Below are 15309 nucleotides of genomic sequence, written 5' to 3' on the forward strand. Positions count from 1 at the left end.
ATTTTTCATCACACTTTGAAGTCAGGAGGAGGTTAAAAGGATGTCTAAAATTCGAGTGCTAGATGAGCATATTGCGAACCAGATTGCTGCCGGTGAGGTCGTGGAACGTCCAGCCTCCGTCGTGAAGGAACTGGTGGAAAATGCGATTGATGCGGGCGGTACACGAGTGGACGTATGGGTAGAAGAGGGCGGCCTGCAAAGTATTCGGGTGACGGATAATGGCAGTGGGATAGAGCCCGAAGACGTGGAAACGGCATTTTATCGGCACGCGACAAGCAAAATCGGACATGGCCGCGACCTATTCCAAATCACAAGTCTCGGCTTCCGGGGAGAGGCATTGCCCAGTATAGCGGCTGTATCGAAAGTAGAGCTGCTTACAGCAGCAGGAGATGACGGCCGTGCCCGTAAACTGGTGATTGAGGGCGGTAAACTGGTACTTCACGAGGATGCTGCTGGTAGGCAGGGGACGGATTTTACCGTACGCGATCTGTTTTATAATACACCTGCACGGCTAAAATATATGAAAACAATCCAGACGGAGTTGGGGCACATTTCGGATGTATTGTACCGAATGGCGCTTTCGCACCCGGAAGTGGCCTTCACATTGCGGCATAATGGTAATACATTGTTACAAACGCTAGGTAATGGTGATTTGCTCCAAGTGATTGCTGCTATTTACGGAACTTCTGCAGCAAAATCAATGTTGATGGTGGAAGGAGAAAGCCTTGATTACCGAATAAGCGGCTATGTCAGTCGCCCAGAGTGGACCCGATCGAATCGCAATGCAATTTCGACAGTAGTGAATGGACGATTTGTGCGAAGCTATGGGCTCAATCAGGCACTGCTCAAGGCGTATCATACTTTGTTGCCGATCAATCGTTATCCGCTGGCTGTGATCCAACTAAACATGCATCCTTCTTTGGTGGATGTTAACGTCCATCCAGCCAAGCTGGAGGTGAGGTTCAGTAAAGAAGCTGAACTGTTTCAGTTGGTTGAAGATTCGGTAAAAGCTGTTTTAGGGCAGCAAGTGCTGATTCCGAAGGCAGTTAAACGCGAAATTGGCGGTAAGGATAGTGGCTCGTTTGTGCAGGAGCAGTTTCATTTCTCGAAAGGAAATGGTGCAGAAGTAGATGCTTCTTCGGATAATGGTCATAATCGAACGCTACCTCTTTCTATGGCTTCGCCGCAGGTCCAGGAATCGACACAATCCAATCACTTGACCAGTAATGAAGAGAAGAAGAAGATTAGCCAGGAGCGTGAGCAACATCCGAGTAGGGAGAGGAGCCATTCAGTCAATGGACAGGCAAACACTCTCGCTCGTCAAAGTATCAGTGATGACGAACTGGATGCAGATTTTGTGGAAGAAAACAACGGGAGTGATGATAGAGGGAGCGTGTCACTTCCTGATGGGATGACTACACGGATATCCACAGGAGATCATGCCGAAACAGATGTCTCTTCCTCGTACAGCGAAGGGATACAGGAAACGGCTGCTTCTGCCGCTTACCGTTCTTCTGTTTCCCCCCTTGCAGACAACACTACTAAATTCACGGATCAGAAGACGCACCAGGAACGTCTGAAGACAGAGCAATTGGCAGCGTTGTCGGGGGCAGCTCCTGAGGTGCCTACTTTTCCTGAGCTGAATTTAATCGGTCAGCACCATGGAACCTATCTGATTGCACAGAACGACCAGGGCTTGTATTTAATTGATCAGCATGCCGCCCATGAACGGGTCAATTACGAATTTTATTACGAAAAATTTGGCAATCCTGAATCAGTATCACAGGAGTTGTTACTGCCAATTACATTGGAATTTACGCCTTCCGAAACGGAAAAATTGAAAACAAGGTTGCATTGGTTTGAACAGGCGGGGGTGTATTTGGAACATTTTGGCGGGCAAACCTTCCGTGTCAGCTCATATCCGTACTGGCTCCCCAAAGGAGAAGAAGCGGATGTCATTGAGGAAATGGCTGGATGGGTGCTGGAGGAAAAAGCCATTGATCTAGCTAAACTGCGGGAGGCAGCCTCAATCATGTGCTCCTGCCGGGCTTCGATTAAAGCAAATCAGAAGCTGACTGACCGACAGGCCGTCGTGCTGTTAGAACGTTTGGCAGCCTGCAAACAACCCTATACCTGCCCCCATGGGCGCCCCATCGTTGTTTCCTTTTCCACATATGATTTGGAGAAGCTGTTTAAAAGAGTAATGTAAGGGAGTATAAATATGTTGCAGGATTGGGAAAAACGTGAAGAAGAAAAGCAGATGATGCTTCGTGAGAAACAAGCTGAATTACTGGTCACGACAGGAGATTCTCCCTCGGACGAGGTTGTGGAGCGTGCGAAGCTGCTTGCAGCCGAGCTTGGGGTGCTGTACGCCCCACGTCGTGGCATATCAGTAGCTAAGCTAATCGCTGCTCACAGAGTCCGTCAGGCTCTGGTGCTGGTGCAGGGCGGGGTGAGGCTGATTAGTCCGGAACAACCACCGATGGTTTTTCATCCAAGTATGGGATTCATTCGAGCCAAAAGGGTATTAAAGGGCGAGGCTGATCCGATGTTGACGGCTGCCCGACTTACCCCGGGTGATACCGTGCTGGATTGCACGGCCGGGCTAGGTACGGATTCACTTTTATTTTCCATTGGAACGGGAAGTTCTGGACAAGTCACAGCTGTGGAGAGTTCCTTCCCTGTCTATGCATTAATCAAGGATGGGATGAGACATTACCGTTCCGGTAATGCTGCAGTAGATAGAGCCTTTTCCGACATTGACGTTCGTTTTGGTCATCATCTGGACTATTTGCGTAGCTTGCCGAACCGCAGTGTAGATATTATTTATTTTGACCCGATGTTCCGTGATCCGTTGCTTGATTCCAGTGCAATCGGTCCATTGAGAGGATTGGCCAATCCAGATGCATTGAATGAAGAAAGTATTGCTCATGCGAAAAGGGTTGCAAGAAAAACAATTGTATTGAAAGAAAAAAGGGGTAGCGGAGAGTTTGCCCGCCTCGGCTTCCGTGTGGAGCAACGGGGCACAACGAAAACAGTGTACGGAGTGATTGATATTGACAGTGGCATCTAAGCCTAAACTACTTGTTCTTGTTGGCCCGACTGCGGTTGGCAAGACGAAACTAAGCATCGAAATGGCTCGACAATTTGACGCGGAAATTATTTCCGGGGATTCCATGCAGGTATACCGTCATATGGACATTGGAACTGCCAAAATTTCCGAACAGGAAATGAAAGGAATCAAGCACCATTTAATCGATATTCATGAGCCTGAATACCCATATTCAGTAGCCCAATTTCAGGAAGACTGTCGTCGTCTCATACCTGATATTCAATCTAGAGGAAAGCTACCTTTCATCGTAGGCGGGACAGGTTTGTATGTAGAATCGGTTTGCTATGAATACCAGTTTTCTGAGGTAGGGGCAGATGAAGCTTTTCGTCAGGAACAGCTTGACTATGCCGATCAGTATGGAGCCGACGCGCTTCATGCGCGACTACAGGCAGTTGATCCCGAAAGTGCACTTCGTCTGCACCCAAATGATCGTCGTCGAGTCGTGAGAGCGCTGGAAATTTACCATGTTAGCGGAACAACACTTAGCTCTCAACTTGCCAGTCAAAAAAAGGAATCTCCCTACCAACTCTGCATCGTAGGTTTGACAATGGATAGGCAAATGCTATATAAACGTATTGAAGACCGAATTGACGGGATGCTCGATCAAGGGCTTGTTGCTGAGGTAACCTCCTTAATGGAACGGGGAGTGCGAAGCGATGCCATCTCCATGCAAGGTCTAGGCTATAAAGAGATATCCTCCTACCTGCGGGGAGAGGTGTCTTTGGAGGAGGCGGTGACTTGGCTAAAACGGGATACGCGTCATTTTGCGAAGCGACAGCTCTCGTGGTTTCGCCATATGAAGGATATCCAGTGGGTAGATGTCACTGATTTCGAAAATTTTTCTGCTCATGCAGCCCGAATACACGAAATTATAGCAGGAAAGTTCCGGACAGACCTTGAATATACTTCAAAACAATCCAAATGATTATTGGGGGTACGGCTAAAATGAACAAGTCTATTAATATCCAAGATACGTTTCTGAACCAATTGCGCAAGGATTCTATACCTGTGACGGTATACCTCATCAATGGATTTCAGGTGCGAGGAACGATTAAAGCATTTGACAATTTTACAATCGTTATTGATTCGGATGGAAAGCAACAGCTGATCTACAAGCATGCCATCTCCACCTTTACACCGCAACGCAACGTATCGCTTGTACAACAAGATAACGCCAGCGATAACTGATTACGGCAGGACGGCCGCCCGGGTGATGAAACTTTTCAGGCGTCCGTCTCGTCTAACTGTATAGGAATGTGACCGGGAGCAACCTGATCAGGGTTGTTCTTTTCATTCCGTTTACTTTCATGCTGCCGACAGCTAGCTTTAAGCTTACGCTCGGCGACATTATGATTATTCGCGAAAGGGAGTCAGGGGAATGCCAAACGATTCATTGTCCAGATCCGGCAATCGCAATAGAAACACATCTAAAGAGAAGCCGAAGGGCAAGAAAAAGAAAATAACAGGTAAGCGAGTTGGGTGGACGCTGTTTATTACAGCAGCATTAGCCATATTTTGTGCACTTGGTGGTTATTTATTTGTCATGGTTAATGGCGAAAAAATCTACAAAGCCAACAAGGACAAAATTACTGTGAACGAGACATCAAAGGTTTATGACCGCAACGGTGTGCTTATGGGTGAGCTGTCTGTGCAAAAAAGTGATCCTGTGAAAAGTGAAGAAATTCCACCGTTGCTCAAAAAAGCTTTTATTGCAACCGAGGATAAGCGTTTTATGGAGCATCAAGGAGTTGATATTTGGTCTATCGGTCGGGCGGCAGTGAAGGATATCGTTGCTCGTTCTGCGGTGGAGGGCGGTAGTACGCTGACTCAGCAGTTGGCCAAAAACTTGTTTTTGACACGTGACAAAACCTTTTTCCGTAAAGCGACAGAGGTATCCATCGCAATGGCGCTGGAGCGGAATTTGACTAAAGATGAAATTATTACGCTATATCTGAATCGGATTTGGTTTGGACGCTCATATTCTGGAATAAAGGCAGCGTCGGAAGGCTATTTTGGAGTGTCAAACCTAAACGAATTAAAGTTGTGGCAAGTCGCTACACTGGCGGCTATTCCGAAAGGGCCATCCAAGTATAACCCGATCAGTAACCCTGAAAACTCAAAGGCCCGGCGTGCTGTGGTTCTCCAGCTGATGTTTGAGCAGGGAATGATTGGAAAGCAGGAAATGGAAGAAGCCAAAGCTATAAATTACGATTACAAACAACCGGAAAAAGTACAAAAGTATCAAAATTTTATGGAATATGTCATGGATGAGGCAGAGGATGCCTTGCCAGGAGTCAGCGGTAATGATCTGATTATTGGCGGTTATAAAATTCATACGACAATGGATGCTCAGGCTCAAAATGCGCTGGATCAAGCGATGGCGGATGATGATATGTTCGAAAAAAGTCCCGACGATCAGCCTGTCCAAGCCTCAATGGTTATTATCAATAACCAGACAGGTGGTATTGCCGCGATGGCACCCGGACGGGATTACAAAAAGGGAACCTTTAATCGTGCGACGCAGAGCCGCAGACAGCCAGGGTCGGCCTTTAAGCCGATTGTAGCCTATGCGCCAGCTCTTGAATCCGGTAAATTTACGATAGATACTCCTTTGAGTAACGAACGGCAAAGTTTTAACGGATACAGTCCGAAAAACTTGCATGGTTACTCTTCCACCATCAGCATGATGGATGCCATTACGAAGTCTGAAAATATACCACCTGTATGGTTGTTGAACCAAATCGGTGTGGAAAAAGGGGTTCAATTCGCCGAGAGCGTAGGCATACCGATGGACAAAAATGATCACTCGCTTGCTATCGCATTGGGAGGATTAAGCAAAGGAACAAATACCCTTGAAATGGCGCAGGCTTACAGCGCTTTTGCCAATAAAGGACAATTCCAAAAAGCTTACTCCATTAAGCAAATTAACAATAGTGATGATCAAGTGGTTTATACTCATAATGAGGAATCCAAATCTGTTATGAGTGAGAAAACGGCTTATGAAATGACAAAAATGATGCAAAATGTGGTCAATAGCGGTACAGGTCGCAAAGCACGTATCGACTGGCCTGTAGCTGGTAAAACGGGTACGACCCAAAGTGGAATCAGTGGTAACAGTGGTAACCGGGACATTTGGTTTGTCGGTTATACGCCGGAATATACCGGAGCGGTATGGATGGGGTATGACAAGCCAGATAGCAGGCATATGTTGAGAAACTACAGCGGCCAGTCAGCGGCCTTCTTCGGAAGGGTTATGGGTGAAGCACTCAAGGGACACCCAGTGACGCAATTTAGCGAGCCGAAGGGATATGAACCACCCGTTGAGGAGAAGCCAGAAGAGCCAGTTCAGGCCACCGCTCCAAGCGGACTGAGCGGGTCGTATAGTCAGGATACCCAAATTGTATCGTTGTCTTGGAATGCGGCTGAGGGAGATAATGTGCAATACCGTGTGTATCGTAAAGAATCTTCCGAAGGAAGTTTCCGGACGATTATGGAGGCGATGAGAGGCACGAGTGGTGAAGATACGTCTCCTGTAGCTGGAAAGACGTATCAATACTATGTCGTAGCTTATGGAGCGGATGGTAAAGAATCCGCAGCTTCCAACACGATTAGCGTAGAAATTCCAGCAGAAACTACTCCGATAGATCAGCAGCCAGGAAACGATCCTAATCAGGATGGAACCGTACCGGATAATGGCGAGAATATAGACGGTCAGAATGGCACGGACCAGGGGAATACACTTCCTGGAGGAACCGATAACGGTACTGGTTCTGAACAAGCTCCAACGTCTCCTGGAGGTAACAATGGAAATGGTACTGGAGGCACAGGAAACAGTAATGACAATTTTGGTAACGGAAACGATACAAATCAGGGGAATGGTCAGACGACTACACCGGATTCAGGTATAACTGATGAAAATACTATGACCAATCCAGAAAATACAGATGCATCTACCACAGGTGCTATAATGGATGGAAGTCAGGAAGGCAAATCCAACGGTCATTCCAACTCCAATCGGGGACGTCACAACCGGGATTAGCAAATATGTTTTAAATAAGATGATATTGGCTTTAAATCAAAGGTATTTTCGGACTGTTTTGACAGTCTGGAAATACCTTTTTTGCTGTAATACAGGGGTTATTTTTGAGTGTATAGTTTAAATATGGTAAGCTGGTTTTACCAATGTTGGAGAGGAACATCATTTATGAAGCGCAAATTCGGAGACCGGGCCAACTGGCGAAGAATCACCAATCGCAAGTTTGCTTGCCGGTATGTAGAAAGTGATGCGTTTACAGGATATGTGACCCTGTATACTATTTTGAGTCTCAAGGAGCCATTATGGAAAAGTTATGGTGGTCATACGTTTTGCATAGCCGATAAAGGTTATTCCTGGTTGCAATATTATCCAAAAGGTAAGCATTATGTGGTGACTGCTATGTTTGACAATCGAGAGCAAATCGTCGAATGGTACATTGATACCTGCCGAAATCAAGGAGTAACCGATCAAGGAGTTCCTTGGTTTGATGATTTGTATTTGGATGTGGTCGTGCTTAAAAACGGTGAAATCTTTCTGGTGGATGAGGATGAACTGGAGGAGGCGCTACAACGGGGGCATATTTCTACGCAAGAAGCAGAATTGGCTAACCGAACAGCGGCTGACCTGTTACATCAGATCGATGCTCACATGTTCCCCTATTTTAAAATGTCGCTGAAACACCGGGCAGAATGGTTTCATAACGGTGATTTCAAGAGAGAACGGTGAAATTTTTGCAGTGGATTAAAAGTACTGGGACCCAACGCCATGAGCCAAAAAACAGGCAAAGTCGCAATGGGAAAATATTTATGGTATCGAAGCGTCTCATACTTGGTTTGATGATTTTCATTTTGGTCGGATTGGTATGGGCAGGTATCCGAGTATGGAATATGAATACAGCTGCCTCTACCACTCCGCTTCAGCATGCACAAATTGGTATCGTACTAGGTGCCTCTATGTGGGGAGCTGAGCCCAGTCCTGGTTTAAAAGAAAGATTAGAAGAAGCCTTGCGGTTATATCGTAACGGGATGGTGCAGCGACTAATTGTAAGTGGAGGACTGGATCAACCTGATTTTCCGTATACGGAGGCCGAGGGGATGCAACGCTACTTGGTAGATAGAGGAGTCCCTGTACAGCATATTGTGTTAGAAAACCAGGCAACCAGTACTTACGAAAATTTGCTCTACAGCCAGCGTATCATGAAGGAATATGGCTGGAACTCCACCGTAATCATCACACATAGCTATCACGGTCCTCGCGCGTTGGAGATTGCTCAATTTTTGAATTTCGATCATCCCCAGCTGGCTCTGACCGAATCCAAAGTGCTGAATATGCCAATTCACCAATCAAGAGAAGTATTGGCTTACGCTAAATGGACGCTACAACGGTGGTGGATCAGTGCTCAAATTTGGATTGCCTGAATTGAGGGAAGGCTTTGTACGCGTTCTCGTTGCTTTTATGCTAATAAGGACATGCTGGACCGAATACATTAATAGGGTAAGCTGTGCCTGAAGAAATGTTGAGGTGATGGATGCATGAACGGACGGGGAATCGCCGCGGGCAAGCGGTCGGAGGAGAGACCTTCCAGACAAATCAATGTCGTGCTGCGTAGCCCGGAGCCGATCGCTTCGGTGACTGTGGACGAGACGGAAGCAGTGGCTTCGACCAAGTCGCAGGCGCTACCGCAGTATCTCAGTCTTTATCAGGAAATTCAGAAAGAACTCGATCATCTCGTCGGCTTGGATAACATCAAAGAACTGGTATTTGAGGTATATGCCTTTTTGCAAATTGCTCATATGCGCACTGATGCGGGTCTGTTGAGCAACGCACACGTATATCACATGATTTTTAAAGGAAATCCAGGTACGGGGAAAACGACAGTAGCCCGCATTATCGCTAAAATGTTGCAAAAAATGGGGGTACTGAGCAAGGGCCATCTGATTGAGGTGGAGAGAGCTGATCTGGTAGGTGAGTATATCGGCCACACCGCACAAAAAACGCGGGACCTGGTAAAGAAATCTCTTGGCGGCGTGTTGTTCATTGATGAGGCTTACAGTTTAGCACGCGGAGGGGAAAAGGATTTCGGAAAAGAAGCGATTGATACCCTGGTAAAGGCCATGGTTTGACAATCTATGCATATGATTCAATTGATTTAGTTAGGCCGAAGTGGGGAGGTGAAGACAGAAAGAACAAATGGGAGGAATATGAGGATCAATTCGAAGAACTATTAAAGTTATACCAAGTTGATCTATTAAGTTTTGAACAAATTGCTGAAAAGGCTGGAGTAAACTGGTGGACGATCAAAACGCTCTTTAAAGCAAAAGGTGTTAAGTTGATAAGCCATAAAGAGAGATCAAAAATCAAGCGAGCCAAAGACTATCCATTACTATATGACTTACACTACAATCAAGGACTAACACTAAATCAAATCTATGCTAAATATAAGTATAGTCCTCCATATATAAGACAAGTACTTAGAGAAGGTCATGTGTTAGCATAGACGTGGAGCAACATTGTATCTATAAGACCTGAGAAGGGCTAAATTAACGTAGAATTTTATTGTTTAGGGAATTCTTATTGGGAAGTGCAGTTGGAGGCTTAAAACAAAAGACAGGTGCTTTGGCTACATATGTAACCAATCAAGTCCCTAAGGAAATAAATAATGGCTTATACAATATAAAAAAGCAAGTAATGATATTTTTGATCAACAATACTAAGAACAAAAAGAGGATTCTATGTAACTATAGCAATTCTCTTTTTGTGATAATTGATATAGTTACATAGAACTATATTCATGGTATAATATACCCATTACATAATAGGAGGTCTTTTGATGGCAAGAAGAATAGGGGTGTTTAGTACAGGAGGGCTACCATTAATTCTAGTATCTGGAGTAGAAGAAATGAAAGGTGCTCATAGTGCCGTTCCCTATGAAACACACTACGGGTTAATGACATATCATGAAGAAGAGTTTATTATTATTACTGTAACTGTCAAATTTGACAACGAAAAAGAAGAAAGAGTATTTACTGTGAATTTTAATGCACATGCCAACAGACAAGCACTAATGAATTTTGCCCAAGGTTCACCAATTTGGTTCACAGCAGCAGAAGGCGGTTTTGTTAAAGATGATATGATAGGGGCAGAAATACATCTTGAACTCATGAAGCATGGTGGTGTTCATATTACTCCTCCCGATCCAATAGTATCTATGACAATAAGTAGTTTTTTAGAACAACATAAATAGACCCTTATAGGGTCTGTTTTTTAATTGTTATTTTTAAACTTATTTATAGTTTCCTCAAGTTTCTGTATAAATTCTTCTTTGGTAGTATCGTAGAAAAATTGTAATTCTTCTTCAGTTTGACTTCTCATTTTAACCCCTTCATACTCTCTTCCTTTTAAGATCCAGTCAGTAGATACCTCAAAATAATCTGAAAGAGCAATGATTAAGTCAATGTTAGGTTTATTTCTATCATTTTCAAGATTGCCAATAGTTCCTTTTGTTACTTTTTTGTATCCTGATAAGTTATTATTTTCGTCGAATACAGGAATTTTTAAATCCTCAATCATCGTTTCTACAGTAAGTCCTTTTCTAATTCTTAGAAATCTCGCTCTACTTCCAATTGTTTCTAACATGCTTTATCTCTCCAATGGCAAGACTTTTAAGTATGTACAATATCATTATAACGATATTCTGATATTTGTATACTTTTTTAGTACAAAGTTTTGTACTTAATCTTCTTGACAATATTAAATGTTGGGAGTATTCTTGCGTTAGGTACAAAACTTTGTACTTCGCTATAATGCTTAAATAAAATCATTGTACCAAGGAGAAAGTAACCAGCACTTTAGAAAAATTTGAATCCAAGCAAGCGAGGCGATAAAAGAGAAACTATTAACAGAAACATTTGAATTTAAAAATATATCTTCATCAAAACATCATCTAGTCCCAAATATTTGAAACCACGTAGGTGTATCGTCGTATATCCATATATAACCTTTGACGCATGGGTACCACATGCAAACAAATTATTCTTCGCAGATGCGAAAAGGAGAAAGAGCAATGACCATTATTTTAAGAAAAGAGACAAAAACTTTTCAAAAGCAAAACATCTCATATACATACAGCACAGGAAAAACACTTCATAATAATGAAATTACTTTTGAAGAAGTTTTAGAAAAATTCGGGATTGGGCCTAATCGCACTATTCTAATCAGTAAGATGAGATTTTTTCTTAAAACAGTTGACCAGTTATATGAATTTGTTGAGAGATTGCCTTTGGAAACAGCCGACCTACCTGAACAGTCTTTGCTTTCTAAAATCAGAAGAGAAAGGATAGACACTTGCAGTTATATTAATGTGAACAGTTTTCTTTATGATTTTTATCGCAACAAGAGACTAGCTTTAGAAAAATTGTTTCAAGAACCGATGAATCAATTCAAATTGAGCCAACTTGAGACAAAAGGTCCTTATGAAATTTATAGTGCTCGTCAGGAAAAAGGGAAATACTGTACAGCGGTAGAAGTATCACTATCTCTTATGTAAGTAAAAAAGCCTCTACGGGAACATTCTTGTAGAGGCTGAGTATTTTTTAAACTTTGTAAAATTATCATTTTATCGTGACAACCTAGTGTAAAAGACACACTACACTGGAATAGACACAATAATATTAACAATACTCCTATCAAATAAGGAGCAACAATAATGTATAGATGTGGACGACTCATAAAGGGGAAACTCTTCTTACAGACTTGGGATGGTCAATTAATCAGTCTGAAAGTGCTGGCTCAAGCCAACAGGTAGGCGTATGAAAAGGAAGCTGAAACAAGAGAGAATATATATATAGGAGTCAAGGAGGGTTAAACTTAGCTCTCCTTTGATATGTAAGCGGCTAGAAGTAGGCGTTTTTTTATTAGCCTTATTATAGCTTCATTGCTGTTAAAAAAAATATAATGTATGATTAAACATAAATAGATATTTTTACAATACTTTAGAAGGAGATGAATAAATGAATAGAAGAGCGGCTGGAGTCTCATTTTGTTTTATAGCAACTATACTATATGTGTCGAGATATTTTATTGTAACAAACGGTGTAGTAAACTATGCTGATTCACCATTGGATATAGCATTGAATAGGTTAAAAGGACATGACGTTCTACTTATACTCAGTATAATCGCTTTAATTATAGGAGTAACTTATATCATCATAGAGGAAATTAGAAAAGGAAAGTAAATTAGATTGTTTGAATTGAATTTTTATTGCGGAGTATTAACTATATGAGCATATACAGAATAAGGAGGCTACCCTTTCTCGGGATAACCTCCTTTGAATTAATTGATAGGGGCAGTTTTAACGGTTAAGATACCGTCAGTACGACCACTAACCTCTCTTGCGATGTATATTTCAGTGTATTTATTTGTTCTCACTGAACCATTCAATGAATAATATTCTTTCAAATAACCGAAAGATTTATCCATAATAGGCGTAAATTCAGCCCAACTCATATAATTAGGTCTTATAGTAGTGGTTGTTGTATCAGAGAAAGTAGTGGTTTTAGACCAGCCACCTCCTAAAGTTCCTGTAACAGCATTTTTGTGCTCATAGGAAAGACTAATATTTGCTTGCCATGTCTGACTTGTAGAAGAGGAAATTGCTCTTGTAGCATTATCTTGAGTTCGATTATATACATATGGGGAAACACGTTTTCTAAGAGAATCCATAGGTACAGCAGATTTGAATGTAGATTGTTCATATCGCCAATAGTATTCGTTAATTGCATTTGGTGTAATAGCGCCGTTATTTTGTGAATTTTTTTTGCTAGAATCTTTATCTAATTCTAATTGTGCGCTCTTATTTGCCTCTTCTTCCTGAGCTTTGTAAGCCTGTAATTCATCTTGGCTGAGTTCAACTAACCCATTGTCAGTTACACGGTAAGCCTGAACAATCTCACCTTCGACGGCTGGTTTTGCTGAAATGGAATCATCATTACTAGATGAGGCGTACACACCAGTAGGGAGTAACATTAATCCAACCAGAAGTAGACTTGAGAATCTAGCAGCTAATTTCTTCATTTTTTTCCTCCTTTTTTAAATATGAGTATAGTATATCTATCATTTTATGTTAAAGTCAACCTATAAAAGGAAAAATAGTCCATATATAATTACAGTAGGAGAGAAGCATTAGATTTATCATAATTAATTGAAGTAATGTGAGTGAGTCTAAATACTAAACATATATCTTATTGTTGGATTTATTTAAATATGAAACAAAATTCTTCCTTAATGTTGGTACATTGTGCTAATATACTAGGTATATAATACTAAAAAGGGGTTGTGTAAGAGTGAAAAAGAAAGTATTAGCTAGTTCATTTGCCTTAGTGTTGATTCTTTCCAGTGCTACAGCATATGCTCATCCGGGTAGAACTGATTCAAATGGTGGGCATTATTGTCGTACTAACTGTGCTAAGTGGGGACTTCAAGACGGGGAATATCACTATCATAATGGTGGAGGATCTTCTTCACGTAGTTCCTCATCTTCGAGTTCAAGTAAATCAACTCCTAAAAAGAGCGCTGCAAAGCCTAAAGCAGCGAAGCCAGCTTATAAAGAATCTGGATTAAGAGTTTATGTAAACGGAAATAAATTAAGTTTTAGTAGTGAGCCATTGATTTATCAGAATACCAATTTGGTTCCACTTCGTGAGATTGCTGAAGGTTTGGGTGCTACCCTGAACTATGATAATAATAGTGGCACAATTGGCGTAACTAAAGGAAATAGTAAAATGACACTTACCATTGGAAGCAAAATAGTGTTTTACAATGGATCATCTGAAACAGTGAGTGCAGCACCTAAAGTAATAAAAGGAGTTACCTATGTTCCTGCTCAGGTTTTTGCTAGGGGATTAGGTGCAGGGATTGAATTAGACAGCATTAATAACTCTCTGAAAATAACATATTAGAGCCATGTAAATGAGCTAGAGAAGTTTTTTAATCAACCTAATACACCAATTAAAGTATCACAGGTTTTAGAAAGTTACATAAATCTGTGATACTTTTCTGCTTGTACATTGATAATGTGTTGTTAGTAAAACCATGATTTTATCTTATATAAAATATTATAAAAAGGAGCTAAGTGTATGAGTAGTCCACAAATTGATACAAAGAAGTGGTATAACAAATGGTGGGTTTTATTAATTATCTTTTTTATTGTTGCTGGGCTTGCTGCCGCTGTGAAGAAAGACGAACCCACTGCAACTCAACAATCGCAATCTGTGTCAAAGCAAGATGCAAAGGAAGAATCCAAGGAAGTTGTAAAGCAGGAGCCAAAGGAAACATCAAAGGAAGAGACCGAAGAAGCACCTGTTAAAGCCGAAGCAATTCCACAAACTGAAAAGGTAAAGGAAACGGTATCTACAAAATCTGTTGATCAAGTAACGTTTAAACAGTATGCATCCAATATAACTGGACGTACTTTTATAAAAAATATTTTTATAAAAGATAATAAAGGCTCGATTGATTTTTATGGTACTTACTCTGATTATAAAAAAGGGAATCCATCTAGTCTTATCAAAAAGGAAGAATATGAAGATTATTTCAGCACAAAGGAAATTCAGAAAATACTAGTTGGTGAAAGTGCTAGATTACTACGTCAATTTCCTGATTTAAACGCCATCTCAATAGTTTTGCCTTTTGATGGCAGGACATATTCAATCAACTTAGATAGAAGTAGCCTGAATAATTTCTTAGGGTATAAAATCGAAAGTTTGAGCACCGAGGACAGATCCTGGAACGACCAATTCTCTGATCCATACATCTATGATAAATCCAATCGGCAAAAGTTCTTTGACACATTCGTCAAAATTAATTAATTGTAAGGGCGTGGGCAACCACGTCTTTTTTGTTTTCTATTTATAGTATAAGAAAGTTGAATGATAGATTAAAATGTAGTTTAGTCTATGAATCTAAATAAATATCACACATTGACCTATGGCTCTAACAATGAAATTAAGAGTCTGCTAATTTAAAACAGTTAGATTTGTATCCTAGTTAACTACATATGTGAATCAGGCGATGATACCGCTAATCAAAAATCATCGCAAACTACCCCAAAAGGTATCTCAAGCACATATATGAAAGGTATATGATTTTATGCCAAAAGATGGT

Annotated in this window: 15 protein-coding genes and 1 pseudogene; 14 read left to right on the forward strand and 2 right to left on the reverse strand. The window is 41.5% G+C overall.

Features of this window, described 5'->3' with window-relative positions:
* Nucleotides 1-40 precede the first annotated feature (40 nt).
* The 10 genes and pseudogenes from mutL (at nucleotide 41) to G7035_RS19635 (ending at nucleotide 10392) form a co-directional block, all read left to right on the forward strand.
* The gene (gene mutL, locus G7035_RS19590) at nucleotides 41-2209 is read left to right on the forward strand and encodes a DNA mismatch repair endonuclease MutL (protein ID WP_019687797.1); all 2169 of its coding nucleotides are present in this window, start codon (nucleotides 41-43) and stop codon (nucleotides 2207-2209) included.
* A 12-nt stretch (nucleotides 2210-2221) separates the two neighbouring features.
* A complete protein-coding gene (locus tag G7035_RS19595; RefSeq protein WP_019687796.1) occupies nucleotides 2222-3073 on the forward strand; it encodes a class I SAM-dependent methyltransferase in 852 nt (283 codons plus the stop codon).
* Nucleotides 3057-4037 (forward strand): tRNA (adenosine(37)-N6)-dimethylallyltransferase MiaA, encoded by a 981-nt coding sequence (miaA, locus tag G7035_RS19600; RefSeq protein ID WP_016822097.1) that lies wholly within the window; start codon nucleotides 3057-3059, stop codon nucleotides 4035-4037. Before G7035_RS19595 ends, miaA begins: the two co-directional genes overlap by 17 nt.
* 20 nt (nucleotides 4038-4057) lie before the next feature.
* On the forward strand, nucleotides 4058-4300 hold the full coding sequence (gene hfq / locus G7035_RS19605) for an RNA chaperone Hfq (protein ID WP_013371546.1): 243 nt from the start codon (nucleotides 4058-4060) through the stop codon (nucleotides 4298-4300).
* Between the two features lie 190 nt (nucleotides 4301-4490).
* On the forward strand, nucleotides 4491-7151 hold the full coding sequence (locus G7035_RS19610; RefSeq protein ID WP_019687795.1) for a PBP1A family penicillin-binding protein: 2661 nt from the start codon (nucleotides 4491-4493) through the stop codon (nucleotides 7149-7151).
* Nucleotides 7152-7316: 165 nt separating this feature from the next.
* The gene (locus G7035_RS19615; protein WP_013371544.1) at nucleotides 7317-7874 is read left to right on the forward strand and encodes a ribonuclease FAU-1 family protein; all 558 of its coding nucleotides are present in this window, start codon (nucleotides 7317-7319) and stop codon (nucleotides 7872-7874) included.
* On the forward strand, nucleotides 7871-8566 hold the full coding sequence (locus G7035_RS19620) for a YdcF family protein (protein WP_019687794.1): 696 nt from the start codon (nucleotides 7871-7873) through the stop codon (nucleotides 8564-8566). The genes G7035_RS19615 and G7035_RS19620 overlap by 4 nt, the downstream gene beginning before the upstream one ends.
* A 114-nt stretch (nucleotides 8567-8680) precedes the next feature.
* Nucleotides 8681-9265: pseudogene (locus tag G7035_RS19625) on the forward strand (AAA family ATPase); the annotation flags it as partial.
* A 2-nt stretch (nucleotides 9266-9267) separates the two neighbouring features.
* Entirely contained in the window at nucleotides 9268-9645 is a 378-nt protein-coding gene (locus G7035_RS19630) for a hypothetical protein (RefSeq protein WP_019687792.1), read from the forward strand.
* 333 nt (nucleotides 9646-9978) lie between these two features.
* Nucleotides 9979-10392, forward strand: coding sequence for a hypothetical protein (locus G7035_RS19635; protein WP_019687790.1), 414 nt, complete (start codon nucleotides 9979-9981; stop codon nucleotides 10390-10392).
* Nucleotides 10393-10412: 20 nt separating this feature from the next.
* On the opposite strand, the gene G7035_RS19640 is transcribed toward G7035_RS19635, so the two are convergent.
* Complete coding sequence (locus G7035_RS19640; protein ID WP_019687789.1) at nucleotides 10413-10784, reverse strand: helix-turn-helix domain-containing protein; 372 nt, start codon at nucleotides 10782-10784, stop codon at nucleotides 10413-10415.
* A gap of 427 nt (nucleotides 10785-11211) precedes the next feature.
* Between G7035_RS19640 and G7035_RS19645 the strand changes: the two genes are divergently transcribed.
* Both G7035_RS19645 and G7035_RS19650 read left to right on the forward strand, forming a co-directional pair.
* Nucleotides 11212-11694: a hypothetical protein gene (locus tag G7035_RS19645; RefSeq protein WP_019687788.1), complete on the forward strand. Its 483-nt coding sequence runs from the start codon at nucleotides 11212-11214 to the stop codon at nucleotides 11692-11694.
* Between the two features lie 463 nt (nucleotides 11695-12157).
* Nucleotides 12158-12382: a hypothetical protein gene (locus G7035_RS19650; RefSeq protein WP_019687787.1), complete on the forward strand. Its 225-nt coding sequence runs from the start codon at nucleotides 12158-12160 to the stop codon at nucleotides 12380-12382.
* A gap of 98 nt (nucleotides 12383-12480) precedes the next feature.
* Here the strand turns inward: G7035_RS19650 and G7035_RS19655 are convergent, their stop codons facing one another.
* Nucleotides 12481-13221 (reverse strand): hypothetical protein, encoded by a 741-nt coding sequence (locus G7035_RS19655; RefSeq protein ID WP_019687786.1) that lies wholly within the window; start codon nucleotides 13219-13221, stop codon nucleotides 12481-12483.
* Nucleotides 13222-13490: 269 nt separating this feature from the next.
* Between G7035_RS19655 and G7035_RS19660 the strand changes: the two genes are divergently transcribed.
* A complete protein-coding gene (locus G7035_RS19660; protein WP_019687785.1) occupies nucleotides 13491-14105 on the forward strand; it encodes a copper amine oxidase N-terminal domain-containing protein in 615 nt (204 codons plus the stop codon).
* A gap of 177 nt (nucleotides 14106-14282) precedes the next feature.
* The gene (locus tag G7035_RS27475) at nucleotides 14283-15014 is read left to right on the forward strand and encodes a hypothetical protein (protein WP_019687784.1); all 732 of its coding nucleotides are present in this window, start codon (nucleotides 14283-14285) and stop codon (nucleotides 15012-15014) included.
* Nucleotides 15015-15309: the final 295 nt, after the last annotated feature.

Origin of the sequence: Paenibacillus polymyxa (assembly GCF_015710975.1) — a bacterium.
GTDB classification, from domain to species: domain Bacteria; phylum Bacillota; class Bacilli; order Paenibacillales; family Paenibacillaceae; genus Paenibacillus; species Paenibacillus polymyxa.